This window comes from Marinobacter sp. NFXS11 (assembly GCF_040148675.1).
Classification (GTDB): domain Bacteria; phylum Pseudomonadota; class Gammaproteobacteria; order Pseudomonadales; family Oleiphilaceae; genus Marinobacter.
Genome location: NZ_JAGDDV010000001.1, coordinates 354,918 through 380,436 on the forward strand (window position 1 = coordinate 354,918; position 25,519 = coordinate 380,436).

Below are 25,519 nucleotides of genomic sequence, written 5' to 3' on the forward strand. Positions count from 1 at the left end.
CTTCGCCATTCCGCCGATCCGATGGCAACCGGGTGATTGGCAAGTTGGCAACGGCTGGCTGTTCCTATAACGTTAAAGGCTTTCCTTTCAGTTTTCAGGAGCGGTTGTGTCCCAGTCCGAACAGTTTGCCAGCGACAACTACAGCGGTGTTTGCCCACAGGCCTGGAAAGCCATGGAAGCGGCCAACCGGATGGATGAGCCGGCCTACGGCGAGGACAGCTGGACGCAAAAAGCGGCGGATGGTCTGAGAACGCTGTTCGATACCGACTGTGACGTTTACTTCGTGTTCAACGGCACCGCTGCCAACTCGCTGGCTCTGGCGTCGATTGGTCAGTCGTTTCACAGTGTGATCTGCCACGAGCTGGCCCATATAGAAACCGACGAATGCGGTGGCCCGGAGTATGCCTCCAATGGTGCCAAACTGCTCCTGGGACAGGGCGAAAACGGCAAGCTGACACCGGAGAGCATCGAGCACCTGGTGACCAAACGGACCGATATTCACTACCCCAAGCCCAAGGCGCTCAGCCTGACCCAGGCCACAGAGGTTGGCACGGTCTATACACCGGAGGAGCTGAGGGTTATCCGGTCGGTCGCCGATCGCTATAAGCTCAATATTCATATGGACGGTGCCCGCTTCGCCAATGCGGTGGCTGCGCTGGATGTGCATCCGTCGGAGATTACCTGGAAGGCCGGTGTCGATGTTTTGTGCTTTTCCGGTACCAAGAACGGCCTGGCGCTCGGCGAGGCGGTGGTGTTCTTCAACCGGTCTCTGGCGGAGGACTTTGAGTGGCGTTGCAAGCAGGCTGGTCAGCTGGCCTCCAAGATGCGCTATATTTCTGCACCCTGGTGCGGGCTTCTCGAAGGCGATGTATGGTTGCAGAACGCCCGCCACGCCAACGCCTGCGCCCAGCGTCTTGCCGCGGGGCTGGAAGGCCTTCCCGGTATCCAGCTACGCTACCCGAGACAGGTCAACGGTGTTTTCGTAGAGATGCCGGAGCCGTTGCAGGCAGCACTGCGGGCCAAAGGCTGGCGCTTCTATAACTTTATTGGAGGCAGTGCCCGCCTGATGTGTTCCTGGGCAACGACCAATGAACAGGTTGACCGCTTTCTATCTGATGTGAGAGCTCTAGTAGGCTAAGAGCTATCGATTCTGGGGCGAAGTCGTGATATATCAGCAGCCCCAAAACCCCAATTATTTTACGGAAACAGAAGACATGCCCAGAGCCAGTGAAATCAAAAAGAACTCCGCTGTTGAATACGATGGTCGGGTGTATTTTGTAAAGGACATCGAGCGTTCAGTGCCCCAGGGCCGGGCCGGCGGCAGTCTCTACCGCATGCGCATGTACGATGTCGTGACCAACCAGAAGCTGGACGAGACCTTCAAGGACTCAGACATGCTCAACCTGGCCGATCTCACTCGCCGGGAAGCCACCTTTTCCTACGCCGATGGCGATGAATACGTGTTCATGGATACAGAGGATTTCACCCAGTACAGCCTGAACCGCGAGGCCATTGCCGACGAGCTGCTGTTCATTTCCGAAGATACGCAGGGAGTCATGGTCATCCTGTTGAAGGATTCGCCGGTTTCGCTGGCTCTTCCGCCCACGGTTGAACTGGTAATTGAGGAGACTGACCCGTCTGTGAAGGGCGGCTCTGCGACGGCCAGAACCAAGCCCGCCCGTTTTGCCACGGGGTTGGTCGTTCAGGTTCCCGAGCACATCTCCACCGGAGATCGCATTCGCATCAACGTGGAGGAGCGCAAGTTCCTGGGTCGCGCCTGATCTGAAGCCGTTCCGAAGTAAGGAATCCCTGTGAAGCCAATAGAAACGATAAAGGTGCTGGTCGCCAGCGTGATTGCTGTTGTGGTCATGGTGGGGATTGCCCGGTTTTCCTACACGCCCATGATCCCGGAAATGGTCGCGGCACTGGGGCTGAGCAAATCCGTTGTCGGCATGCTGGCGACGGTTAACTACGCCGGCTATCTGACTGGTGCAGTGCTGATTACACGGATCAGCGATCTCGGTCTCAAGGTAAGGCTTTATCAGCTCGGGCTTCTGGTCGCTGTGGTTTCGACGGTTCTCATGGGGTACACCACCAACGTGTGGCTTTGGTTCATCCTGCGTTTCATCTCAGGGCTGAGCACCTCCGCAGGCATGTTGCTTGGCGCGGGTCTGCTGATGAGCTGGTTGATCAAGAACAACCAGAAGTCCGAGCTTGGCGTTTTCTTTTCCGGCATCGGGCTCGGGATTGTTCTGACCGCTGTTACAGCGGAGCTGATCAAGGATCCGTTTACCTGGGACCAGCAATGGGTGATCTATGGTCTGGTGGCCCTGGCGTTGCTGATCCCCGCCTGGCGCTGGATGCCTGATTACCGAGCCTGTGCCTTGCCAAAAACGGGGACAACCGATGGTGGCGACGAGCGCAGCCGGTTCATACGTATCCTGCAACTAGCGTATTTCTGCGCCGGCGTTGGCTATGTGGTCACGGCTACCTTTCTAGTGGCTATTGCTGAATCCATGCCCGAGCTTCAGGGGCAGGGCTGGCTGGTCTGGCTGATTGCAGGCCTTTCCGCCACCCCGGCCTGCTGGTTGTGGGATGTGTTCTCCCGTCGATGGGGACAGTGGCTGGCACTATACCTGGCCTACACTCTGAACTCCGTCAGCATCCTGATGCTGATTGTAAATACCAGCCTGGCCAGTGTGATGGTCAGCTCGGTGATCTATGGCGTCAGCTTCATCGGTATCGTCAGCATGATGCTGGCGATGGTGGGGCGGGCTTTCCCGGAGAATCCCTCGCGGCCCATGAGCAGGCTGACTTTCAGCTATGGCATTGCACAGATGGTGGCGCCGGCCGTTGTCGGTTATCTCGCTGATGTGGAAGGCAACTACACCAACGGCCTCTGGCTGACCCTGGTGGTGATGGCGTTGGGGGTTCTTGTTCTCCACTTGGCTCGTAGAGCCCAGGCGAGGGGAAGTGAAAGGAAACCTGCGGAGGTCACATGAAAGTTTCAGTCATTGGTATGGGGAATGTCGGGTCGACGCTGGCTTTCGTGCTGACGTTGAAAAACATCATCAATGAACTGGTTCTGGTTGGCCGAAGCAAAGAATCCGTGCTGGGTGATGTGCTTGATCTGCGGCACGGTCAGTTGTTTGTAAATACGCCTGCACAGGTTACTGCGGGTACGATTTCGGATACTGCCGGCTCGGATGTGATTGCCGTCTGCGCATCCGTTCCTACACCGAAAAACATGAGCAGTCGTCTGGAACTGGCGCAGGGCAATGTCCAGTTGATGAAGGAGCTAATGCCAGAGTTGGCAAGGATGTCGCCGGACTGCAAGATCGTGATGGTGTCGAATCCGGTGGACGTTCTGGTGCATTATGCTCTGGAGTTTGGCGGTTTTCGTCCGAATCAGGTTATCGGAACCGGCACATTGGTGGATTCGAGCAGGTTTCGCCAACTACTGGCAGAAGAGCTTCGCATCCACAGTGAGGATATTCGCGCCTACATTCTGGGTGAGCACGGGGACAGCCAGTTTCCCGCCATGAGTTGCGCTGATGTTGGTGGCGAAACACTTGATGCTACGCCCGGCCGGTATGCTTTGTTCGAGAGAGCGTCCCGTGCGGGTTTTGAGGTTCTGAAGCACAAGGGCTGTACCAATTATGCGGTTGCCCTGGCGGCGGCAGAGATCATTGAATGCATTGCAAATGATTCGAAGCATACGCTACCGGTCAGTCTCCGCGTTGACGGCTTTCTCGGTGTGGATGATGTTTGCCTGAGCCTGCCTGCCGTTGTTGGCCGTAATGGCATTGAGCGAGTCCTGCATCCGCGATTGGATGAAAAGGAGCAGGCGGCGTTTTTGCACAGTGCGAATGTCGTCAGAGAGGTAATTGCTTCATCGGCACCGGAAAAAGAGGACCATTAATGGCTGACAAGCCTTCAAAGCCCGTCTCAGCATCTGCAATTGAGAAGCACGTTTACAAGGTGTTTCCGAACGACATGAACTCCCACGACACGGTGTTCGGAGGGATGATCATGGCGAAATGCGATCGGTTGGCGCTGGTTGTGGCAGAACGACATTCTGCTCATGTCTGCGTGACGGCTGCCGTGGATTCAATCCATTTCAGGGCGCCGGCGAAGGGAAATGATACGCTGTTGTTCAGCCTGTCGCTGAACCGTAGTTGGGGGTCGTCCATGGAGATCGGGGCCAGGGTGGAGGCGGAGAACAGCTACACCGGCGATACCCGGCATATTCTCTCGGCCTTCTTCACCTTCGTTGCGCTGGACGAGCATGACAGCCCTGTGGAGGTGCCGGATGTGATTCCGGAGACGGAGGAGCAGCGGCGCCGATTCAAAAACGCACAGATCCGTCGGGAGGGGCGCCTGGCAACCAGAAAGCAGCTCTCTTCCGCTGACGGTCGATCACCTGACTGACCGTCGGTTACAGCACCTCCGGTTCAGTCCTCAGGTCAGTCTGGGCAGCGGTATCTCTCAGGCCACCAAAGCGTTTGTAGAACTTCTCACCGGGCCCTGGAAGAGGGCCAGAGGCGTTCTCGAGGTTCGCGTCCAGCCACTGCTCTGCACGCACATAGATCTGCCGGTAAAGGTTGCGGCAAAGTTGCTTCGCGCTGCGACCTTCCCAGTCACCGGGTAATAGTTCATCCGGTAGCAGCGGATCCCTCAAAAGGATCTTGCGGTACTCGTGGATCAGCAGGATCCTGAGAATCAGGCACTCTTCAGCGCTAAGAGTGTCTTCAGATTGCAGCTCGCGCCACAGAGGGCGGAACTGGCTCAGAAACCGCCTGTATCGACCACCCAGTTCCTCAAGGTTCCAGCTCTCCCGGACCTGCAGCCTCAGAGCCTTCGGACTCTTCTGTTCCATGGGCATGGTCTGCATCACGATGGTGTCGTCCAGGGCGCCCCACTCTTGAAGCATCGGGATCAGCTCGCCACGCGTAAACCGCGGGTGCTCCATCAACCCGGGTGCCATGCTGCCAAAACTGAGCCATTTCAACTCTTCACGAACTTTCTGTCTGAGCTCCGGTGACAGTTGGTTCAGGTAAACCAGGCACCAGCTGCCGCTCCATTCTTCGGTATCCAGATTGTAAACATGCTGAAACGCCTGCTCGAACCGACGCAGACCAGGGCCGGTCAGGCTGTAATAACTGCAACGGCCCACCTTTTCGGTCTGCAGCCAGGACTCCTGTACCAGTCGATACACCGAGGTGCGGACCAGTCGCTGGCTGATACCCATGGGTTCGACCAGTTTCATCAGGCTGCCCAGCCATACGTTGCCGCCGCGGGGAACGATGGCATCACCGTAGATGGTGATGATGAGAGAGCCGGCCCGAAGGGGTCGCTTCTTCTGGAAGTTTTTGACGAGCAGTTCTAGCTGGCTTTTCGCAGTCATGGCCTGAGTTCGCAAATAAGAATCAATGAAACATGTTCCACGTATTATGCGGTTCTTACGTGTCAGGTAAAGGTTTGTCTTTCCGCCAGCGGTGCTGGCGTGTTCTGCCAGTGTCGGCTTTACTGAAAGAGCCGCGTCGGCACTCCCGGAAATCAGTTGACACGAGCGTTATGATACAATAACTTCATTTGATATTCGTCAATGGTATCGAATTTTACCGGGAGCGAAGAATAGGGACTGTCGTAGTCACGGACGATGAAACAAAAACATACTCAAGCCCCTGCACAATTCGGGAGAACAAAAACAATGTTTAAAACAGTGATTCGTCGCGCAGGAAAATGCGCAGCCGTTGCAGCCGCCGGTCTCATGATGATGAGCGCCCAGGCAGCCGAACCCATCAAAATCGGGTCGTTCCTGTCTGTCACAGGTCCGGCATCTTTTCTTGGCGATCCTGAGCTGAAAACGCTCGAGATGTACGTCGAAAAAATCAATGAAGAAGGCGGTGTCCTTGGTCGTCAGCTGGAGCTGATTCACTATGACGACGTTGGCAATGCTTCCTCTGCCCGTAACTTTGCCAGCCGTCTGATCCGCTCGGACCAGGTCGATATCATTGTTGGCGGCAGTACTACCGGCGCCACCATGGCGGCGGTCCCGCTGATTGAACAGGCTCAAGTGCCATTCATTTCGCTGGCTGGTGCGGTTGTTATTACCGACCCGGTCAAGAAGTGGGTGTTCAAGACACCCCAGACTGACCGCATGGCGGCAGAGCGTATTCTGACCGACATGAAAGATCGAGGCATTACTAAGTTCGGTCTGATTTCAGGCACAGGTGGTTTTGGAAGCTCTGGTCGCACCCAGACTCTGGAAGTGGCTGAGCAGATGGGCATGGAAGTTGTAGCCGATGTGACCTACAGCGGATCTGATACAGACATGACCGCCCAGTTGACCAATATCCGTAACACAAGTGGCGTGGAAGCGGTGCTGAACTTCGGTTTTGGTCAGGGTCCGGCCATCGTAACCCGCAACTATGCCCAGTTGGGCATGGAACTGCCGTTCTATCAGTCTCACGGTGTTGCATCCGACAGCTTCCTCGAACTCGCCGGTTCGTCTGCAGAAGGCCTTCGCCTGCCAGCGTCTCCGCTGCTGGTGCCGGATTCCCTGCCTAACGACGATCCCCAGAAAGAAGTGGTTCAGAACTACAAGGCTGAATACGAAGCCCGTTGGGATTCCAAGGTGTCCACCTTCGGTGCCTACGCCTACGATGGCCTGATGCTGGCGGTCCGAGCTATGGAAGAAGCCGGCTCGACCGATCCGGAAGCCGTTCGTAATGCACTGGAGAATATCCAGGGCTATGTCGGCGTCACCGGTGTGTTCAACATGTCACCGGAAGACCACAACGGCCTTGACCCGGAATCCTTCCGCATTCTGGAAGTCCAGAATGGCGAATGGAAACTGATCGACTGATACCCCTTTAACCTGTCTCGCGGCTGGCGACGAGCCCTTTTCAGGGTAAGTCGCCAGCCGATGTTCGACCGGAACCACCGCTATGCTCGCAGAATTCTTACAGTACCTGTTCACCGGGATTACTATCGGTGCGACTTACGCCCTGATAGCCCTCGGCTTTACCCTCATCTACAACGCCAGTCACGTCATCAACTTCGCCCAGGGCGAGTTTCTGATGATTGGAGGCATGGCTACGGTTTCGCTTACGGCCATGGGCGTGCCCATGATCCTGGCGGTCGTGTTGGCGGTCATTCTGGCCGGCATTCTTGGCATCGCGCTGCAGCGGTTCGCGATTGCACCTGCCAAACAGGCAGACGTCGTTACCCTGATCATTATCACCATCGGCGCGTCGATCTTTATCCGCGGTATTGCCCAGGTTGTCTGGGGCAAGGAATACCATGTGATGCAGAATTTCAGCACAGACCAGCCCATTGAGGTTTTTGGCGCAGTGTTAAACAGCCAGAGTCTTTGGGTTCTGGGTATTGGTGCGATCATGGTGGTTGGGCTGGTGCTGTTCTTCACCAAGACACTGATTGGTAAAGCGATCCTGGCCACTTCCATGAACAAGGAAGCCGCGCGCCTTGTGGGTATCCGTACCCAGATGGTTCTGATGCTGGCGTTCATGGTGTCCGCGCTACTCGGTTCTGTAGCCGGCATTGTGGTGGCTCCAATCACGTTTACCTCTTATGACATCGGCATCATTCTAGGCCTCAAAGGTTTTGTGGCGGCTGCCATTGGCGGCCTGGGTAGCGGCGTTGGTGCGGTTGTCGGTGGTCTCTCGCTGGGTATCGTTGAAGCCATGGCGGCCGGCTACATTTCATCGGACTACAAGGATGCCGTGGCATTCTCCATGATCCTGCTGGTGCTTTTCTTCATGCCCCGAGGGTTGTTTGGTGCCAAGGTAGTGGAGCGCGTCTGATGTTGAATACGTTTATGCAGTCGCGTCTCCGGGGACTGGTGATTCTCGCCCTTATTCTCATCATTCTTCCTGCTTTTCTTGGTAATCCGTTCCATTATGAGCTTGTCACCCAGATGGCGATCATTGCTGCCACGGTGGTGGGCCTCAATCTCCTGGTTGGTTTTGCTGGCCAGATCAGTCTTGGCCATGCTGGCTTTTTCGGTCTTGGCGCCTACTTTACCGGCATCGCGACCGGCACCTACGGCTGGTCTTCAGTGCCTGCGCTGGTGGTGGGAGCAATCGTTGTGGGCTTTATTGCCTGGATCGTCGGCCGTCCGATTCTGCGTCTGAAGGGCCACTATCTTTCCATGGCGACCCTTGCCGTAGGTTTTATTATTGCCATTATCCTGAACAACGAGCGTGCACTGACCGGCGGGCCAGACGGTATGCCGGTGCCGGCCTTCGAAATATTTGGCTGGGAGTTGAGCGCGTTTGGTAGCTATTCACTGTTTGGCATCGAGATTGAAGGCTTCCAGGCCTGGTATATCTTTGCCAGCGTTGTGCTTCTGGTAGCGGTCTGGTTTGCCCTGAACCTTATTGAGTCGCCAATTGGCCGGGCACTGCGCTCGGTTCACGGCTCGGAAGTGGCAGCCAGTGTGGTTGGTGTGAATACGGCGAAATACAAAAGCCTGGTGTTCGTGATCTCTGCCATATACGCCAGCCTGATGGGTAGCCTGTACGCGCATTTCCAGGGCTTTATCACGCCCGCGGTAGCAAGCTTTGAATTCTCCATCCTCTTTATCACCATGGTTGTGCTGGGCGGAATGGGTTCCACCTTCGGCGTGATTCTCGGCGCCGTGGTACTGAAGCTGTTGCCGCAGGTTCTGGCTGATTTTCAGGAGCTGGAGACTGTGATGTTCGGCCTGATTTTGATGCTGACCATGATTTTCATGCCCAAGGGCCTGCTCCCGACACTGGTTGCGGTGGTTTCCAAAAGGTTGGGCAAGAAAACGGGAGGTGAGGCATGACAGCCCTGGTTGAAGTTAAAGGACTGGATAAGGCCTTTGGTGGTGTGCACGCGGTGGAAGGCGTCAGTTTCGCCGTGGAGGCCGGGCAGGTCTATTCGGTTATTGGCCCCAACGGCGCAGGCAAGACAACGCTGTTTAATCTGATTACCGGGCTTTATACGCCGACCAAAGGCGAGATTCTGCTGAACGGTGAGAGCACCGCCAAGCTGGAGCCCAATGAACTGGCAGAGCGGGGCATGTGCCGCACGTTCCAGCAGATGCAGATCTGCATGAACATGACCGCCATCGAAAACGTGATGCTGGGTCGGCATCTGCAGCTCAAAAGCAGCCTGTTTACGACCCTGTTCCGTTTGCCTTCCTTGCGCCGCAACGAGGCCGCGGCCCGCAAGCGCGCTGCCGAGCTTATGGAGTATGTGGGCTGCGGTGACTACCTGGATGCCGAAGCATCGGCGATGTCCTATGGCGCGCTCAAGCGCCTGGAGATCGCCCGTGCGCTGGCGGCTGAACCCAAGGTTATTCTTCTGGATGAGCCCGCCGCCGGTTTGAACGCGGTTGAAACCGCTGCCCTGGAGGATCTGATCCGGAAAATTGCGGATCAGGGCACTACGGTAATGCTGGTTGAGCACGATATGAAACTGGTGATGGGAATATCTGACCGGTTGCTGGTGCTTAACTATGGCCGTGTTCTGGCGGAAGGGACCCCCGAGGAAATTCGCCAGAACCCGGATGTTATCGCCGCCTATCTGGGTGGCTGAGCAAGGAGACATTTCACATGAGCGAGCAAAATACTGAAATGGCGCCTGCCCAGTCACGCAGTGAGCAGGCCGTACGGATTATTGTTCATGAACACCAGGCGTTGTGGCGGATTCTGGATCTGCTGGACCAATTGCTGAGTGATATGAACCTTAACGATCAGCGCCCGGATGAGCGGCTGCTGAAGACCATTTTTGATTACATCCAGCACTTCTCCCAGCGGGTGCATAGCACGCCCACTGACATTGAACTCTACAAAAGGCTCAGTGAGAAGTCTCCCGAGACAGCGCCTCTGCTGGAGAAGCTGGCCAAGGGCTATGTCATCGGTCACGAAAAGCTGGTGGAGTTGCGCCAGTTGTTGGCTGAGTGCGAAAAAGGCTGGCCGGAAGGTCGCGAAGAGTTCAGCCATGCTCTGGCCCGTTTTACGGAAGCCTTGCGCAAACACATTCGCAAGGAAGAGGGCGTGGTTATTCCACGGGCCCGTAAACTCCTGACCGAGGAAGACTGGCAGCAGATCATTGAAGCGCGGGACGTGGAAAACGATCCCCTGTTCGGTGAGCGCGTCCGGGAGGAATTCCGGGAATTGCGGCACCAGATTGTCAGCTATACACCCGAGAAATTCGGTGGTCTCGGCCTGAAGCACGCAGAGCGGGTGACTGCGCCTCATGCCAAAGAAGAGATGCTGTCCATCAAGGGACTGGTAACGTCTTACGGCCAGATTGAAGTGCTGCATGATGTGGACATCCACATCAACAGTGGTGAGATCGTGTCACTGGTAGGTGCCAATGGCGCTGGCAAATCCACCCTGTTGATGACTATCTCGGGGCTTCAGCCCACAGACCGTGGTGCCATTACCTTCGAGGGCAAGGATCTGTCAAAGATCAGTGCCGATCAGCGTGTGGCTGACGGGATTGTTCAGGTGCCTGAAGGCCGGCAGGTGTTCAAGGATCTCAGTGTGCACGACAACCTGCTGCTGGGCGCCTACACCCGGGGTAAAACGCCCGAGGTAATGGACGATCTGGAGCGCATGTACACCAAGTTTCCGATTCTGCGACAGAAGCGCCATAACCTGGCAGGCGAGCTCTCCGGTGGTCAGCAACAGATGCTGGCGATGGGCCGTGCCCTGATGGCCAAGCCGAGACTGCTGCTTCTGGATGAGCCCAGCATGGGTCTGGCGCCGTTGATCATCGAGGAGATCTTCAACATCGTCAAAGAACTTAAGGAAGAGGGCATCACAATCTTCCTGGTGGAGCAGAATGCCTCCCAGGCACTGGCACTGGCGGATCGTGGCTATGTGCTGGAGACCGGCAAGGTGGTAATCGAAGGGACCGGCCGGGAGCTGCTCAGCAATGAGAAAGTGCGGGAAGCCTACCTGGGTATGTAAGCGCCCAGGTTTTTCCTTGCACCAATAAAAGGGGGACAGGTCTTGCGACCTGTCCCCCTTTTATTTGCCTGACGCTTTCTCCCTGGGGTCCAAGACAGGGAGAAAGCAGGAGAAGCCCGGTGGTTACTCGGGCTTCTTGGCAACCAGTGTCAGGATGTCGTAGCTTGCAACCATTTCGTCGTTCTGGTTGTGAACCTGGACGTCCCAGACCACCACACCCTGAGGATGTCCGTCCGGAGATGTCCGACCCTGATCGATCTTGCGCTTGCAGGTCAGTCGCGCCCTGATGGTGTCTCCAGGGGCAACCGGTTCAATGAAGCGCAGTGTGTCCAGACCATAGTTAGCCAGCACCGGGCCTTCCCCCGGATAGACAAACAGGCCGGCCGCCGCGGAAAGTACGAAATAACCGTGGGCAATACGCTTGCCGAACTGGGAGTCCCGCGCTGCGATTTCATCAAAGTGCATGTAGAAGTGATCACCCGACAGGCAGCCGAAGTTGACGATGTCGGCTTCGGTAACGGTGCGTCGGTGAGTCAGCAGCGATTCGTTGATCTGCAGGTCTTCGAAGTGGCGACGGAATGGATGCACGTCGGTTTCGATCAGATCGGCACCGCGCACATACTCGCGGGTAACCGCGGCCAGCATGCTCGGTGAACCCTGAATGGCGGTGCGCTGAAGGTAATGATGTACCGCACGAATACCGCCCAGTTCCTCACCACCGCCGGCGCGACCCGGGCCACCATGCTTCAGCATGGGCAGGGGTGAGCCGTGTCCGGTGGATTCCTTCGCGGCTTCGGCATCCAGCAGATGCAGGCGGCCATGGAAGGCTGCGAGCAGCGGGGCGATCTTGCCGGCAATGGCTGGCTCACGGGTGGTCAGAGTGGTGACCAGGGAGCCGCGGCCCCTGGAGCACAACTCAACCGCGTCCTCGATGGTGTCGTAAGGGATTACGGTCGCAACCGGGCCGAATGCCTCAATATCGTGGGCGCCACAGCCGTTTTCCGGGTTCCGGCAGAGCAGCAGGTGCGGCTCGATGAACGCCCCCTTCTCGGTGCCATCGCCGGTAGCCTTGAAGTTGCCTTCGCCACCCAAAACCAGTTCGCTGGTCTTGAGCAATTCCTGGATGTTGGCTTTCACATCTTCCAGCTGGTCGATGGAGGCTAGTGCACCCATGCGAACGCCTTCGACAGAGGGATCACCCACAGTGACCTTGGAGAGCTGCTCTTTCAGCTTGTCGCAGACCGCGTTCACCTGATCTTTCGGCACGAGGATACGACGAATGGCGGTACATTTCTGACCGGCCTTGGCGGTCATCTCGCGGCGTATTTCCTTAACGAAGATGTCGAATTCTTCGTGCTCCGGGGTGACGTCCGGCGCCAGAATGGCACTGTTCAGTGAATCGGCCTCGGCGTTGAACGGAATCGAACGGTTGATGATGTTCGGATGGTTCTTGAGCTTTCGTGCCGTTGCCGCCGAGCCGGTGAAGGTCACCACGTCCTGCTCTTCCAGATGGTCAAACAGGTCGCCGGTGCTGCCGATGATCAACTGCAGACTGCCTTCCGGAAGCGCTCCGGATTCCTGCATCAGGCGGACGGCGAGTTCGGTCACGTAGCAGGTTGAGGTGGCCGGCTTCACGATGGACGGCATGCCCGCCAGGAAGGTGGGTGCAAACTTTTCGAGCATGCCCCAAACCGGGAAGTTGTAGGCATCAATGTGAACCGCAACGCCGCCGCGGGGCACCAGGATATGGGTACCTGCAAAGTGGTTGTTCTTGCCCAGCGGAGTCACCGGGCCTTCGTGAACCACATTACCGGAGGGAAGTTCGCGCCGGCCCATGCTGGCGTAGGAAAACAGGGTGCCGAAGCCGCCATCGATATCGATGCCATTATCGCCCTTGGTGGAACCGGTATGCATCGACAGAGCGTAGAGCTCTTTCTTGTGTTCCTGAAGGTACATCGCCATGGCTTTCAGTGCGAGCGCGCGCTCCTGGAAATCCATGGCCATCAGGTTTTTACCGCCAACCTTGCGGCCATACTCAACAGCGTTCTTGAAATCGAGGGTGTCGTCGTGGGTATGGGCAACGATTTCGCCGTTAACGGCGCTTGGCAGAGCCTTTGCGGGCTTTTCGCCGACCCACTGGCCGGCAATGAAACTTTTCAGGACTGACATGGGAAACTCCATTCGTTTCTGAAACGCGAAGGCAAGCCCCGTTGCTGCGGGGCTTGCCTTGCTCTTGTCTTGTTTTGGGGGTAGAAACTACATTTCGTCGTAGTCCAGAACCACCTTGTCGCTGATCGGGTAGCACTGGCAGGAAAGTACGTAGCCGGCTTCTACCTCGTAGTCTTCCAGAGCAAAGTTCTGGTCCATCTCTACTTCGCCTTCCACGACCTTGGCTCGGCATGTGGAGCAGACGCCAGCCTTACAGGAATAGGGCAGGTCCGCGCCTTCTTCATTGCCGGCATCCAGAATGCTCTTGGTGTCGCGCACCAGCGGGAAAGTCAGTGAGCGGCCATCAGCGATCACCGTTACTTCACTGATTGACTGGGGGTCGACGTGTGCAGGATCCCTGTCCTTGCGGGGCTGGGGTTTGCCGCCGGCCGGGGTAAACAGCTCGAAGTGGATCCTGCTCTTTTCCATGCCGTGGTTCAGCAGTGAGTCGCGCACGGTCTCGGTCATCATCTGCGGGCCGCAGATAAATGCCGCCGTGAGCTCCTTGGCATTGATCCAGTGATCAAACAGCTTGTCGCACTTCTCGTGGTCAATGCGACCGTTGTACAGGTCGATGTCCTGTTCTTCACGGGTAAAGATGTACACCAGGTTAAGGCGGGACATGTACTCGTTTTTCAGGTCCTGCAGCTCGTCACGGAACATGGTGCTGCTGGTGGCCTTGTTGCCATAGAACAGGGTGACCTCGCTCTTGGGCTCGGTCTCCAGCGTGGTCTTCACGATCGACAGGATCGGGGTAATACCACTGCCGGCGGCAACAGCCAGATAGTTGCCTTCACGCTCGGGGTCCAGGTCGACCGAGAAATGGCCTTGCGGCGGCATGACTTCCAGAGTCTGGCCGGGCTTGAGCTGCTCGTTGGCAAACGTGGAGAAGCGGCCACCAGAAACCTGTTTGACGGCGATGCGAAGCTCCTGATCGTTGACGCTGCGGCAGATCGAATAGGAGCGACGAACTTCCTCGCCATCCAGCTTGGTGCGCACGATCAGGTGCTGACCCTGCTGGTAGTGAAACTTGTCTGCCAGATCTTCCGGCACGTCAAAAGCAAGTGATACGGCGTTTCTTGTTTCAGGTCTGACCTCTTTGAGGGTCAGTGAGTAAAATTTGTTCATGATCGTATCGGCTCTAGATGCATTTGAAATAGTCGAAGGGCTCGAGGCATTCCTTGCAACGATAAAGGGCTTTACAGGCCGTGGATCCGAACTCGCTGACCCGTTCGGTATCCTGACTGCCGCAGTGAGGGCACGTAAGGACTTCCGATTCCCCGAGCAGGCTCATTTTGCTTGAGCTGCCCACGGGTGGCGCGATTCCGAATGCGCGAAGCTTCTCTTTGCCTTCGTCTGTGATCCAGTCGGTGGTCCAGGCAGGAGTCAGCACCTGATTGATTTTTGGATCCCGGAAGCCCGCAGCACGCAAGGCTTCAGCAATCAGTTCCTCAATCAATTCGGTGGCTGGGCAGCCGGAGTAGGTCGGGGTCACATCAACGGACAGCTCTTTGCCATCCCAGTGGACCGCCCGGACAATGCCGAGCTCCACGACACTGACTGCCGGCACTTCAGGGTCTTTGACCTCTTCAAGCAATGCCCAGATGTCGTCCTCTGTCAGCAGATCGGGGCGGGCATTTGCCGGCACCCGATCACTGGCAATCAGAATGTCGACAGCTGACCGGCTGTCTGAATCACCATGTTGTGGCATCGGGATAGGCCCTCTGCAGGAACTGCATTTCTGCCAGAATGAAACCAAGGTGTTCGGTATGCTCGCCGTGCTTGCCACCCATGTACATCCAGGCGTCTTCCGCGCCCGGCGTCAGGGTTGCCTGGGTGAGCACCTCGTTGACCATGCCGCGCCAGTCTTTGGCCAACTGGTCAGGATCCGAGCCAATGCCCGCCTCGGCCATCACACGATCGGTGTCGTCCGGCGTAATAAGCTCGCCGGTAAAGCGCCACAGAATATCGACCGCCTCCTGCATTCGGCGGTGGCTTTCTTCGGTGCCATCGCCCAGACGCTTCACCCACTCCGAGGAACGACGCAAGTGGTAGGTCGCTTCTTTCAGAGCCTTGGCGGCAATGCCGGCAATACGCTCGTCGCTGGATTCGGTCAGGCTCTTGAGCGTGAAGTAGTGGTACACGTCGAAGAAGAACTGACGACCCATGGTGACCGCGTAGTCCTCGTTGGGCTGCTCGGTCATCAGCAGGTTGCGATACTCGTGGGCGTCGCGGCGGAAGGCCAGCTTGTCGGCATCGCGGCCATCGTCGATCAGTTCGGCTGCGTACTCATACCAGTTACGGGCCTGGCCGACGAGGTCGAGGGCAACGTTCATCAGTGCCATCTCTTCCTCAAGAGCCGGGGCCTTGCCGCAGAGTTCGCACAGGCGCTGCCCCAGGATCATGTCGGAATCTGCCAGGCGCAGCAGGTATTCCTTTAATGCTTCTGCTTGTGTCATGGGTAACGCTCCTTACATGTGTCCGACTTCATCGGGCAGCTTGTAGAAGGAAGCGTGCCGGTAAACCTTGTCTTCCGACGGATCGAAAAGCACTTCCTTCTCGTCGGATGCGGACGCCGTGATCGTGTCGGAGGGAACCACCCAGATACTCACGCCCTCGCTGCGGCGTGTGTACAGGTCACGGGCGTTTTCCATGGCCATTTCGGCGTCAGACGCATGCACGCTGCCCACATGTTTGTGGTTCAGACCGTGCTTGGAGCGTACAAAGACTTCGTAAAGGCGCCATTCAGACATGTTGTATTCCTCCGGTATCAGGCGGCTTGCGCGCGCTGTTTTTGTTTTTCGGCATAGGCGACGGCCGCTTCACGGACCCAGGCGCCTTCATCAATTGCGTTCTTGCGAGTTTTGATGCGCTCGCGGTTGCAAGGACCGTTGCCCTTGAGAACGTCATAGAATTCCTGCCAGTTGATTTCGCCGAAATCGTAGTGGCCGGTTTCTTCGTTGTACTTCAGGTCCGGATCCGGAGCGGTACAGCCGAGGAACTCAAGCTGCGGCACGGTCTGGTCAATGAACATCTGACGCAGTTCGTCGTTGCTCTTACGCTTGATCTTCCAGGCCATCGACTGCAGGGAGTTCGGGGACTCGTCATCGTGCGGTCCGAACATCATCAGAGCCGGCCACCACAGACGGTTGATGGCGTCCTGCACCATGGCTTTCTGTTCCTCGGTGCCTTCGCGCATCATGTCCAGCAGGATCTGGTAACCCTGACGCTGGTGGAAGCTTTCTTCCTTGCAGATGCGGATCATGGCTCGGGAATAGGGGCCATAAGACGTGCGCTGCAGCACCACCTGGTTGACGATGGCGGCGCCGTCCACCAGCCAGCCAACGGCACCCATGTCCGCCCAGTTCAGGGTCGGATAGTTGAAGATGCTGGAATACTTGGCTTTGCCCTGATGCAGCTTTTCGATCTCTTCGTCACGGTCAGCACCCAGAGTTTCCATGGCGCTGTACAGGTACAGGCCGTGGCCCGCTTCGTCCTGAATCTTGGCCATCAGCTGGAGCTTGCGCTTGAGCGTAGGCGCGCGGGTAACCCAGTTGCCTTCCGGCAGCATGCCGACCACTTCGGAGTGGGCGTGCTGGGAAATCTGGCGGACCAGGGTCTTCCGGTAGCCTTCCGGCATCCAGTTTTTGGGTTCGATTTTGGTTTCGGCGTCGACCTTTTCCTGAAAGTCGCGCTCTTCGGGCGACATCTCTTCTTTGGTCTTGAGGCGCTTGGCGCCGGTTTCAACGAGCTGGGCGTACATAAACAAATACCTCCGGATCGGGCTTGTTGTTCTGTTGTCCGTGAACAGAGAACCCTCAATAACGACTGAGGGCCAATGACTCCATATTATATGATACTGAATAAATATCAAGAACAGTCTTTATGTGTCATGTTATATCTAAAAGCTTCCTTATGAGATCTTATAGTACTGATTTGCATAATAAAAAAAGTGATACGTGAGCAAATGCTATTGAGATCAGCAAACGGAAAGCAATTTTAAATCGGTGATTGCGGGGCCTGGTGGTGGGAAAAGCAGCGAGAGTCAGCGGCATCCGCTGCGTGCTGACTCTCGGCTGGTCGGCCGGATTTACTTGTTACGGCGATCAAACACGCGCTTGGCCTTGCCCTCAGAGCGTGCCAGGCGGTTGGTTTCCACTACCTCGACACGAGTGCTGATCCCGATGTAGGACTTGATGTGGTGCGCAAGTTCCTTGGCTGCAGCGGCGCGACTCTCGGGGGTGTCGGTTACGCCGGGTTTCAGTTCGGCCCGGATGTCCACGCAGTCCAGGTTGCCTTCCTTGTAAACCTCGATCTCGTAGTGCGGTGCCAGAGCCTCGCACTTGAGCACCTGCTCCTCGATCTGGCTCGGGAACACGTTCACGCCGCGTATGATCAGCATGTCGTCGCTGCGGCCGGTAATCTTGTCAATCCTGCGCATCGGGCGCGCTGTGCCTGGGAGCAGGCGGGTGAGGTCACGGGTGCGGTAGCGCAGAATCGGCAGGGCCACCTTGGTCAATGATGTAAAGACCAGCTCACCGTATTCACCGTCAGGCAGTACTTCGCCGGTTTCCGGGTTGATGATTTCCGGATAGAAGTGATCTTCCCAGATGGTCGGGCCGTCTTTGGTTTCAATACATTCCATGCCCACGCCCGGACCCATGACTTCCGACAGGCCGTAGATATCGAGAGCCGAGATGCCCAGGCGCTCCTCGATCTCTGATCGCATGGCGTTGGTCCAAGGCTCCGCGCCGAAAATGCCGAGCCGCAGGGGCAGTTTATGGGGATCAATGCCCTGACGCTCCATTTCGTCGGCAATGTTCAACATGTAGGACGGCGTCACCATGATGATGTCCGGTTCAAAGTCCTTGATCAGCTGGACCTGCTTTTCGGTCTGGCCGCCAGACATCGGAATGACCGTGCAGCCAAGGCGTTCGGCGCCGTAGTGGGCACCCAGACCACCGGTGAACAGGCCATAGCCATACGCTACGTGGACCTTGTCGCCACGGGAGCCGCCGCCGGCCCGGATGGACCGTGCCACAATGTCGGCCCAGGTGTTGATATCACTCTGGGTGTAACCGACCACGGTTGGCTTGCCGGTGGTACCACTGGAGGCGTGCACCCGAACCACATCGGACATGGGTGTGGCAAACATGCCGAACGGGTAGTTGTCCCGCAGATCCGCCTTGGTGGTGAATGGCACCTTGGCCAGGTCTTCCAGCGAGTTGATGTCCATGGGCTTCAGGCCCAGGTCATCAAACGCTTTGCGGTAGAACGGCACGTTGGTGTAGGCATGGACAACGCTCCAGCGCAGACGCTGCAGCTGTTCGTGACGCAGCTCATCAATGCTGGCGGTTTCCATGCGGTCAAGTTTGCCGAGTTTTTGCAGTGGTAAGGTCATGGTTCTGTCCTGCGTTGTTCTTGTCGAATAATGGTCTTTGTTCTTGTTGGCGGGTGGCTTCAGGCCACCGCATCCATCCGTTCAATGATCAGTGCGATACCCTGGCCAACGCCGATGCACATGGTGCAGAGGGCATACCGGGCTTTCTGGCCCGCGGCGTGGCGACGTTCCAGTTCATTCAGGGCAGTGGTTACCAGCCGGGCGCCGCTCATGCCCAGGGGATGGCCGAGGGCAATGGCGCCACCGTTCGGGTTTACGTGCTCGGCATCATCCGGCAGGCCGAGGTCCCGGGTGACCGCCAGGGCCTGCGCAGCAAATGCTTCGTTCAGCTCGATAACATCCATATCTGCCAATTCCAGACCGGCCGTGGCCAGAACCTTTCGGGTGGCCGGTGCCGGGCCAAATCCCATGATCCGCGGCTCCACGCCAGCCGTTGACATGGCAACGATCCGGGCGCGGGGTTTGAGGTTGTATTGTTTGAGGGCATCGGCTCCCGCCAGAAGCAGTGCACAGGCACCGTCATTCACGCCGGACGCATTGCCCGCAGTCACCGTGCCGTTTTCACGGAACGGGGTTGGCAGAGAGGCGAGTTTTTCCAGGCTGGTTTCCCGGGGATGCTCGTCGGTGTCCACCACCAGCGGGTCCTGCTTGCGGCGGGGAATCGTGACTGGTGTGATCTCAGCGGCCAGCCGGCCTTCTTTCTGGGCAGCTGCGGTGCGCTGCTGGCTGCGCAGGGCGAACGCGTCCTGGTCTTCCCGGGAAATGCCGAAGTCGGCCGCAACGTTTTCCGCCGTCTCGGGCATGGAATCAATGCCGTACTGCTTTTTCAGTACCGGGTTTACAAAGCGCCAGCCGATGGTGGTGTCAAAAATCTCTGCCTTGCGACTGAATGCAGAGTCGGCCTTGCCCATAACGAAGGGGGCCCGGGACATGGATTCGACGCCGCCGGCAATCATCAGCTGGGTTTCGCCGGTACGGATGGCCCGGGCGGCGCTGCCGACCGCATCCATACCGGAACCGCACAGACGGTTGATGGTGCTGCCCGGTACGTCCACCGGCAGGCCTGCCAGCAGCAGGGACATGCGGGCAACGTCGCGATTGTCTTCACCGGCCTGGTTGGCGCAGCCATAAAGAACGTCGTCAATTTTCGACCAGTCCAGATCCGGATGGCGTTCGGTAAGCGCCTTGATGGGGATGGCGCCCAGGTCATCTGCCCGCACGGCGGAGAGAGCGCCGCCGTATCGACCGATGGGGGTGCGGATGGCATCGACGATGTAGGCGTCTTTCAGGGTATTGTCGGTGCTCATGCAGTTTCCTCCGAATTGCGTACGGTGCCACGAACCTCATAGGAGCGGCCCCGGAACAGGGCAACCTTGCGGCCGTCCTGATTGGTTAGTGTGATGTCGTAAACGCCGGTGCGGCCGCCGCGGGCCTGTTCTTCGGCGGTGGCGGTCAGCAGGTCGCCCTCTTTGGCCCCGTACATGTAATCAATGCTGCAACCGGAGGCCACGGTGGCGCGGTCGTAGCTGTTACAGGCAAACGCAAACGCCGAATCGGCCAGGGTGAACAGGTAACCGCCGTGGCAGGAGCCGTGGCCCTGGATCATGTCGCCGGTGACCGTCATGGTGAGCACTGCCTTGCCCGGGGCAACGGACTCGATGTTCATGCCCAGTTTCTGGCTGGCGCGGTCCCGCGCGAACATGGCCTTGGCGCATTCTTCGGCGAGTACTTGCGGATCCATCTCGCTCATGAATAAAACCCCTTCTGTGCAAATGCGTTCTTCCGGAGCAGCAGGGCAGGGCGATAGCGGTCCTCTGCGTAGCTGGTCTGGATGTTGGTGAGCACCTTGAACACGTGGCCCGCGCCCAGGCGGTCGCTCCAGCTCAGGGGGCCGTCTGGATAGTTCAGGCCCGCTTTCATTGCCAGATCGATATCCGCGACCGTTGCTACACCGTGAAGAGCCGCATCGGCCGCTTCATTCGCCAGCGTGGCGACGGTGCGCATGATGACCAGCCCGGGCCGGTCCGCGATCAGGCTGACTTCGATACCCGCTTTCTGCAGTAAAGCACAGGCACAGGAAACCGCTGCGTCGGATGCCTGATCAGCAGGCGCCAGGGCAAGTCGGCTTGCTTTGCTGTAGTCAAAGGCGAGGTCAAACAGCACCAGATTGGCGACACCCTCATTGGCGGCACGCTCGGTAGCCATCCGGCCGTCGGTGAGTGCCAGTACCACATCGCCGAAGCGAATCTGGCCCGGGCCGTCGCGCTCGATAATGGTCAGGCCGGCGGCCTTCAGTCGCTCCAGTAGCGGTGCGGCTACACCGGGATTGCCTTCGGCAATGACCACGGACTCATCGGATTGATGTGCCGGCTCGGTCTTTGGCTGCGGCTTTTCCGCACTCTCGCCATAGGGATAGAACCCCTGGCCGCTCTTGCGCCCCAGGCGACCGGCTTCCACCAGTTCTTTCTGGATCAGTGACGGCAGAAAGCGCGGGTCCTGGTAATAGGAATTGAAGACAGAGTTAGTAACCGCGTAATTGACGTCGTGTCCGATCAGGTCGGTCAGCTCGAATGCGCCCATGCGGAACTGGCCGGCTTCGCGGATGATGGCATCCAGGGTGGCGGCATCCGTGGCCTGTTCCTGCAGCAGGCGCAGGCTTTCCGCGTAAAACGGGCGGGCGACGCGGTTCACGATGAAGCCCGGAGTGGACGTCGCATACACCGGCTTCTTGCCCCAGGCGGTGGCCGTAGCATGAACGGTATCGGCAACGGTCTTGCTGGTCGCCAGCCCCATGACCACTTCGACCAGCGCCATCAGCGGTGCCGGGTTGAAGAAGTGCATGCCCACCAGACGCTCCGGTTTGCTCATATCAGCACCGAGCGCGGTAACAGAGATGGAGGAGGTGTTGGTGGCGAGGATCGCATCGGCGGTACACAGATCTTCAAGATTCGACAGCAGCTGACGTTTGATCTGCAGGTCCTCGATGATGGCCTCGATTACCAGTCCGGCGTCGGCGACTTGGTCGAGATTCGCGACGGGCTGAATCCGGCCGATGACGGCGTCCAAATCCTGCTGCTGCATCTTGCCCTTGTCGACACGACGCTGAAGCTGTTTGGCGATACCGTCCCGGCCTGCCTGAGCAGCGCCCTCCCTCTGGTCGTGCAGGTAAACCTGGTGGCCAGCTTGTGCGGCCACCTGGGCAATGCCAGAGCCCATGGCTCCGGCGCCGACGACGGCAACTTTGGTTTGTGTGTCCAATGCCGGCATGGCTTATTTCCCCTTGAAGTTCGGCGTGCGTTTTTCCATGAAGGCGGCAACGCCCTCACGGTAGTCTTCGGTCTGTCCCGCCATGCGCTGCAGATCGCGCTCCAGATTGATCTGCTCTTCAAAGGTGTTGCTGGCGCTGGCGTGCAGTGCCCGCTTGATCAGTGCAAGGCCCTTGGTGGGTTGGGTCGCGAAATGGCGGGCAAGTTTCATGGTTTCTTCCATGAGCTGCTCGTTATCGACACAGCGCCAGATCATGCCCCAGTTTTCCGCCTGCTCGGCGCTGATCTTTTCGCCCAGAAGCGCCATGCCCTTGGCCCGGGCCATGCCAGCCACGCGGGGCAGCGTCCAGGTGCCGCCGGAATCGGGTACCAGGCCCAGCTTGCAGAAAGCCTGAACGAAGTTGGCTGAGCGGGCTGCGAGGGTAATGTCGCAGGCCAGCGCGATATTGGCACCGGCGCCAGCGGCGACGCCGTTCACGGCGCAGAGCACGGGCATCGGCAGATCACGCAGGCTGCGCATCAGCGGGTTGTAGTAGTTCTCCAGGGAGGCGCCCAGGTCCGGCATTTCCTGATCTGGTGAGACGCTGCGGTCGGAAAGATCCTGCCCCGCACAAAAACCCCGGCCGGAACCGGTGATAACCAGTACACGGACAGACTCATCCTTGCGCACGGTGCTGATGGCATCGCGCATACGCTCATGCATTTCAACGTTGAAACTGTTCAGGTTGTCCGGACGGTTCAGGGTAAGCAGAGCCACGCCCTGATCGATTTCAAGAAGAATGCTCGGCTGAGTCATGGCGGTATGTCCTGTTGTTTGTTGTAGGGGGGATAGCGCGAAAGGTGTGTTAAATCGGCACACTGCTATCGAATGTGGAAAATGAGTATATCTTAGAATTGATACTCGTCAAGGATTGTGCTGGCTTGGTTCTGTATCACTTTGGTCGGATATGGTGGCCTGCTTCGTCTACATGGCTGAATATCCGGTAAAAATTTATCAGCGTTCTTGGGTTTGGGCCATTGAGGCGGTGGATTCTCGTCTCCAAACAGGCGCTAAGGTATGAAAAATCTCCCGGAAAAGGATAATGTGATACAGAAAATGAATCACAATGACTTTTCGGGTCCCACGTTCAGCCGGTCGTTTGGCGGAGCGCTGCCAGGCCCGTCTGCGAAGGAGACCGTTATGCCCAGCTACAGTATAGAAGGCGTTGTTCCTGTTGTTCATCCGTCCGCCTATGTGCATCCGACCGCCGTTCTGATTGGCGATGTCTGGATCGGACCGGATTGCTACGTGGGGCCTGCGGCTTCGCTGCGTGCAGATTTCGGGCGGATTATTCTGAAACAGGGGTCCAATGTTCAGGACACTTGTGTGATGCATGCCTTTCCCGGGATGGATACGGTTGTCGAGAAAAACGGACACGTCGGCCATGGCGCAATCCTGCACGGCTGCGTTGTCGGCGAAGATGCCATGGTGGGCATGAATGCGGTGGTGATGGATGAGGCGCACATTGCGCCCCGCTCCATTGTTGGCGCTTGCGCGTTCGTTAAGGCGAAGTTTACCTGTGAGCCGGGGTCGCTGATCGTTGGCTCACCTGCCAAGGTTATGCGCATGCTGAGCGACAAGGAAATCGCCTGGAAGAGAAAGGGCACTGAAGAGTACCAGCGACTGACGCTTCGTTCTCTGGCCAGCCTTGAGGAGGTCCAGCCACTGGCCGAAGCCGACCAGGATCGGGCCCGCGTGGACGCAGGGGGTTACAAGCCGAAGTACGAGCAGTGATGAACTGCTAGGCGGCCCCGAGCGTCCTCGGTTCGGGGCCGCCTGCTGTATCAGGACAAGTGATGGACTGGCTGTAATCCGTAAACAGGCGTTTCCAGCCCCTCCATGCGTGCTTTCAGCTGTAGAGCCAGATAGCGGGAGTAATGCCGGGATTGGTGCAGATTGCCACCGTGGAACCAGAGTGCCTCCTGCTGGGTTGGTTTCCACATATTACGCAGCTCTCCCTCCCACGGCCCGGGGTCCTTGGTAGTGTCAGAACCCATGCCCCAGCATTTTCCGACCTTGTCGGCAACTTCCTGAGAAATGATGCGGGCAGCCCAGCCATTCATTGATCCGAAGCCGGTGGCATACACAATCAGGTCTGCTGGAAGTTCGGTGCCGTCGGTCAGCGTCACGGATCGTGGGTTAACGCGTTCGATGGTCACGCCGCTTTTCAGCTTGATTTCCCCCTGGGCGACGAGTTCCGAAGCGCCGACATCAATGTAATAGCCGGAGCCACGCCGTAGGTACTTCATGAACAGGCCAGAGCCATCATCACCGAAGTCCAGCATGAAGCCTGCTCTCCTCAGGCGGTTGTAGAAATCCGCATCCTGTTCCTGCGCCTGCTCGTAAACCGGTTTGTGGAATTCAGGCATGATCCTGTAGGGGAGGGACGCGAAAGTCAGATCGGCCTTTTCGGTGGTAATGCCGTTTTCGACTGCCTGCTCTGAATAGAGTCCACCCAGTGCCAGGTCCATGAGTGTGTCTGACTTGATGATATGGGTGGAAGAACGCTGAATCATGGTCACGTCGGCATCGTTTTCCCAGAGGGCGGCACAGATGTCATGGGCTGAGTTATTGGAGCCCAGCACAATGCATTTCTTGCCCTTGTAGGCTTCCCCGCCCGGGTGCTTGCTGGAGTGGTGCTGTTCTCCCTCAAAGCTGTCCATGCCGGGAATGTTGGGGATATTGGGGATGCCGGACATACCGGTGGCCAATACAAGCTGTTTTGGGCGGAGGGTAACTCTTTCTCCATCCCGGACCACGTCAACGACCCACTCCTGATGCTGCTCATCAAAGCGGGCGCCGGTGCATTCCGTTGAACTCCAGTAATTCAGCTCCATGATTTTGGTGTACATCTCCAGCCAGTCACCAACCTTGTCCTTGGGGCAGAAAACAGGCCAGTGTTCGGGGAAGGGGATATAGGGCATGTGGTCGTACCACACCGGGTCGTGAAGACAAAGGGACTTGTAACGGTTGCGCCAGGAATCGCCGGGCCTTGGGTTGCGCTCTATAACGATGGTAGGGACGTCCAGTTGCCGCAAACGCGCTCCCAGGCCGATGCCTCCCTGGCCACCACCGATCACCACGCAATAAGGCTGTTTGCTGTAACCGAGTTCTTGTTCTTCCTCCTGTCTGGCCTCGAGCCAGGTCTTGCGAGATTTGCTCGCGCCGTGCTGAGCGCCCTTGGGGCGCAGGTGATTGCGTTTTTCAGGAAATTCCCGGAGCTCCTGCATGGTGGTCAGAAGAGTCCAGGCTTTCCCGTCACGGAGCCGCAAGTGCCCTTTGCAGTGAGCGTCGGTAGTTTCGAAGGTGACCCAGGCTTCGATAACACCGTCCTGGTCTGTGGCTTCTTCACTAACTTGCCAGTTATGCGGGCGGCGGTCTTTGGCGGCGCTAGCGAGCATATCCTGTATCTCTGACCGCCCCTCCATGGTCTTTATGTTCCAGGTCATCGAAACGAGGTCTCGCCAGTAGCCTCCTTCCTCAAAGTGATTGGCAGCCTGCTCAGGGGTGTCGGATCGCAGGGTTTCCTCGAAACCGGCGAGCCACTGTTCTGCTTTTTGCGTGGGTGTGCTGGGTTGCTGCGTCATTACTGATCTCCACTGTTGCATTTTTTTTGTTTGCAGAGTGGTCG

24 protein-coding genes and 1 pseudogene are annotated in these 25,519 nt (G+C 57.6%); 12 read left to right on the forward strand and 13 right to left on the reverse strand.

Going from position 1 to position 25,519, the window contains the following annotated elements:
- Nucleotides 1–106 precede the first annotated feature (106 nt).
- The 5 genes from J3362_RS01780 to J3362_RS01800 all read left to right on the forward strand — a co-directional run bounded on the left by J3362_RS01780 (nucleotide 107) and on the right by J3362_RS01800 (nucleotide 4,431).
- On the forward strand, nucleotides 107–1,138 hold the full coding sequence (locus tag J3362_RS01780) for a threonine aldolase family protein (RefSeq protein WP_349517849.1): 1,032 nt from the start codon (nucleotides 107–109) through the stop codon (nucleotides 1,136–1,138).
- A gap of 76 nt (nucleotides 1,139–1,214) precedes the next feature.
- Nucleotides 1,215–1,781: an elongation factor P-like protein EfpL gene (efpL, locus tag J3362_RS01785; protein WP_062781535.1), complete on the forward strand. Its 567-nt coding sequence runs from the start codon at nucleotides 1,215–1,217 to the stop codon at nucleotides 1,779–1,781.
- A 30-nt stretch (nucleotides 1,782–1,811) separates the two neighbouring features.
- Nucleotides 1,812–3,002 carry a YbfB/YjiJ family MFS transporter gene (locus J3362_RS01790; protein WP_349517850.1) on the forward strand — a complete coding sequence of 397 codons (1,191 nt, stop codon included), beginning with the start codon at nucleotides 1,812–1,814 and terminating at the stop codon, nucleotides 3,000–3,002.
- Nucleotides 2,999–3,922 carry a malate dehydrogenase gene (locus J3362_RS01795; RefSeq protein WP_349517851.1) on the forward strand — a complete coding sequence of 308 codons (924 nt, stop codon included), beginning with the start codon at nucleotides 2,999–3,001 and terminating at the stop codon, nucleotides 3,920–3,922. Before J3362_RS01790 ends, J3362_RS01795 begins: the two co-directional genes overlap by 4 nt.
- Nucleotides 3,922–4,431: an acyl-CoA thioesterase gene (locus J3362_RS01800; protein WP_349517852.1), complete on the forward strand. Its 510-nt coding sequence runs from the start codon at nucleotides 3,922–3,924 to the stop codon at nucleotides 4,429–4,431. Before J3362_RS01795 ends, J3362_RS01800 begins: the two co-directional genes overlap by 1 nt.
- 7 nt (nucleotides 4,432–4,438) lie before the next feature.
- On the opposite strand, the gene paaX is transcribed toward J3362_RS01800, so the two are convergent.
- On the reverse strand, nucleotides 4,439–5,407 hold the full coding sequence (gene paaX, locus J3362_RS01805) for a phenylacetic acid degradation operon negative regulatory protein PaaX (RefSeq protein ID WP_349517853.1): 969 nt from the start codon (nucleotides 5,405–5,407) through the stop codon (nucleotides 4,439–4,441).
- A 306-nt stretch (nucleotides 5,408–5,713) separates the two neighbouring features.
- Here paaX and J3362_RS01810 point away from each other — a divergent pair, with 306 nt between their 5' ends.
- The 6 genes and pseudogenes from J3362_RS01810 (at nucleotide 5,714) to J3362_RS01835 (ending at nucleotide 10,973) form a co-directional block, all read left to right on the forward strand.
- Nucleotides 5,714–6,871 carry an ABC transporter substrate-binding protein gene (locus tag J3362_RS01810; RefSeq protein ID WP_349517854.1) on the forward strand — a complete coding sequence of 386 codons (1,158 nt, stop codon included), beginning with the start codon at nucleotides 5,714–5,716 and terminating at the stop codon, nucleotides 6,869–6,871.
- An 82-nt stretch (nucleotides 6,872–6,953) separates the two neighbouring features.
- Nucleotides 6,954–7,829 carry a branched-chain amino acid ABC transporter permease gene (locus J3362_RS01815; protein ID WP_349517855.1) on the forward strand — a complete coding sequence of 292 codons (876 nt, stop codon included), beginning with the start codon at nucleotides 6,954–6,956 and terminating at the stop codon, nucleotides 7,827–7,829.
- Entirely contained in the window at nucleotides 7,829–8,836 is a 1,008-nt protein-coding gene (locus tag J3362_RS01820) for a branched-chain amino acid ABC transporter permease (protein WP_349517856.1), read from the forward strand. Before J3362_RS01815 ends, J3362_RS01820 begins: the two co-directional genes overlap by 1 nt.
- On the forward strand, nucleotides 8,833–9,591 hold the full coding sequence (locus tag J3362_RS01825; protein ID WP_349517857.1) for an ABC transporter ATP-binding protein: 759 nt from the start codon (nucleotides 8,833–8,835) through the stop codon (nucleotides 9,589–9,591). The genes J3362_RS01820 and J3362_RS01825 overlap by 4 nt, the downstream gene beginning before the upstream one ends.
- 38 nt (nucleotides 9,592–9,629) lie before the next feature.
- Nucleotides 9,630–10,058, forward strand: a pseudogene (locus tag J3362_RS01830) (hemerythrin domain-containing protein); the annotation flags it as partial.
- 210 nt (nucleotides 10,059–10,268) lie between these two features.
- On the forward strand, nucleotides 10,269–10,973 hold the full coding sequence (locus J3362_RS01835) for an ABC transporter ATP-binding protein (RefSeq protein WP_064228284.1): 705 nt from the start codon (nucleotides 10,269–10,271) through the stop codon (nucleotides 10,971–10,973).
- A gap of 123 nt (nucleotides 10,974–11,096) precedes the next feature.
- On the opposite strand, the gene paaZ is transcribed toward J3362_RS01835, so the two are convergent.
- The 11 genes from paaZ to paaG all read right to left on the reverse strand — a co-directional run bounded on the left by paaZ (nucleotide 11,097) and on the right by paaG (nucleotide 22,644).
- Nucleotides 11,097–13,142, reverse strand: a complete 2,046-nt coding sequence (gene paaZ, locus J3362_RS01840) for a phenylacetic acid degradation bifunctional protein PaaZ (RefSeq protein WP_349517858.1) — start codon at nucleotides 13,140–13,142, stop codon at nucleotides 11,097–11,099.
- An 87-nt stretch (nucleotides 13,143–13,229) separates the two neighbouring features.
- Nucleotides 13,230–14,309: a 1,2-phenylacetyl-CoA epoxidase subunit PaaE gene (gene paaE, locus J3362_RS01845; RefSeq protein ID WP_349517859.1), complete on the reverse strand. Its 1,080-nt coding sequence runs from the start codon at nucleotides 14,307–14,309 to the stop codon at nucleotides 13,230–13,232.
- Nucleotides 14,310–14,322: 13 nt separating this feature from the next.
- Nucleotides 14,323–14,892 carry a 1,2-phenylacetyl-CoA epoxidase subunit PaaD gene (gene paaD, locus J3362_RS01850; RefSeq protein WP_349517860.1) on the reverse strand — a complete coding sequence of 190 codons (570 nt, stop codon included), beginning with the start codon at nucleotides 14,890–14,892 and terminating at the stop codon, nucleotides 14,323–14,325.
- Nucleotides 14,876–15,640 (reverse strand): 1,2-phenylacetyl-CoA epoxidase subunit PaaC, encoded by a 765-nt coding sequence (paaC, locus tag J3362_RS01855; protein ID WP_349517861.1) that lies wholly within the window; start codon nucleotides 15,638–15,640, stop codon nucleotides 14,876–14,878. Before paaC ends, paaD begins: the two co-directional genes overlap by 17 nt.
- 12 nt (nucleotides 15,641–15,652) lie before the next feature.
- On the reverse strand, nucleotides 15,653–15,934 hold the full coding sequence (paaB, locus tag J3362_RS01860) for a 1,2-phenylacetyl-CoA epoxidase subunit PaaB (protein WP_088827364.1): 282 nt from the start codon (nucleotides 15,932–15,934) through the stop codon (nucleotides 15,653–15,655).
- A 17-nt stretch (nucleotides 15,935–15,951) separates the two neighbouring features.
- Nucleotides 15,952–16,944, reverse strand: a complete 993-nt coding sequence (paaA, locus tag J3362_RS01865; protein ID WP_349517862.1) for a 1,2-phenylacetyl-CoA epoxidase subunit PaaA — start codon at nucleotides 16,942–16,944, stop codon at nucleotides 15,952–15,954.
- Between the two features lie 327 nt (nucleotides 16,945–17,271).
- The gene (gene paaK / locus J3362_RS01870) at nucleotides 17,272–18,582 is read right to left on the reverse strand and encodes a phenylacetate--CoA ligase PaaK (RefSeq protein WP_349517863.1); all 1,311 of its coding nucleotides are present in this window, start codon (nucleotides 18,580–18,582) and stop codon (nucleotides 17,272–17,274) included.
- Nucleotides 18,583–18,641: 59 nt separating this feature from the next.
- Nucleotides 18,642–19,871 carry a 3-oxoadipyl-CoA thiolase gene (gene pcaF / locus J3362_RS01875; RefSeq protein ID WP_502882413.1) on the reverse strand — a complete coding sequence of 410 codons (1,230 nt, stop codon included), beginning with the start codon at nucleotides 19,869–19,871 and terminating at the stop codon, nucleotides 18,642–18,644.
- A gap of 14 nt (nucleotides 19,872–19,885) precedes the next feature.
- Entirely contained in the window at nucleotides 19,886–20,332 is a 447-nt protein-coding gene (paaI, locus tag J3362_RS01880; RefSeq protein ID WP_014577964.1) for a hydroxyphenylacetyl-CoA thioesterase PaaI, read from the reverse strand.
- On the reverse strand, nucleotides 20,329–21,849 hold the full coding sequence (paaH, locus tag J3362_RS01885; protein WP_349517866.1) for a 3-hydroxyacyl-CoA dehydrogenase PaaH: 1,521 nt from the start codon (nucleotides 21,847–21,849) through the stop codon (nucleotides 20,329–20,331). The genes paaI and paaH overlap by 4 nt, the downstream gene beginning before the upstream one ends.
- A gap of 3 nt (nucleotides 21,850–21,852) precedes the next feature.
- Nucleotides 21,853–22,644 carry a 2-(1,2-epoxy-1,2-dihydrophenyl)acetyl-CoA isomerase PaaG gene (gene paaG, locus J3362_RS01890; protein WP_349517867.1) on the reverse strand — a complete coding sequence of 264 codons (792 nt, stop codon included), beginning with the start codon at nucleotides 22,642–22,644 and terminating at the stop codon, nucleotides 21,853–21,855.
- A gap of 384 nt (nucleotides 22,645–23,028) precedes the next feature.
- Here paaG and J3362_RS01895 point away from each other — a divergent pair, with 384 nt between their 5' ends.
- Nucleotides 23,029–23,622 (forward strand): phenylacetic acid degradation protein PaaY, encoded by a 594-nt coding sequence (locus J3362_RS01895; RefSeq protein ID WP_349517868.1) that lies wholly within the window; start codon nucleotides 23,029–23,031, stop codon nucleotides 23,620–23,622.
- A gap of 50 nt (nucleotides 23,623–23,672) precedes the next feature.
- On the opposite strand, the gene J3362_RS01900 is transcribed toward J3362_RS01895, so the two are convergent.
- Nucleotides 23,673–25,475 (reverse strand): flavin-containing monooxygenase, encoded by a 1,803-nt coding sequence (locus J3362_RS01900; protein WP_349517869.1) that lies wholly within the window; start codon nucleotides 25,473–25,475, stop codon nucleotides 23,673–23,675.
- Nucleotides 25,476–25,519 lie beyond the last annotated feature (44 nt).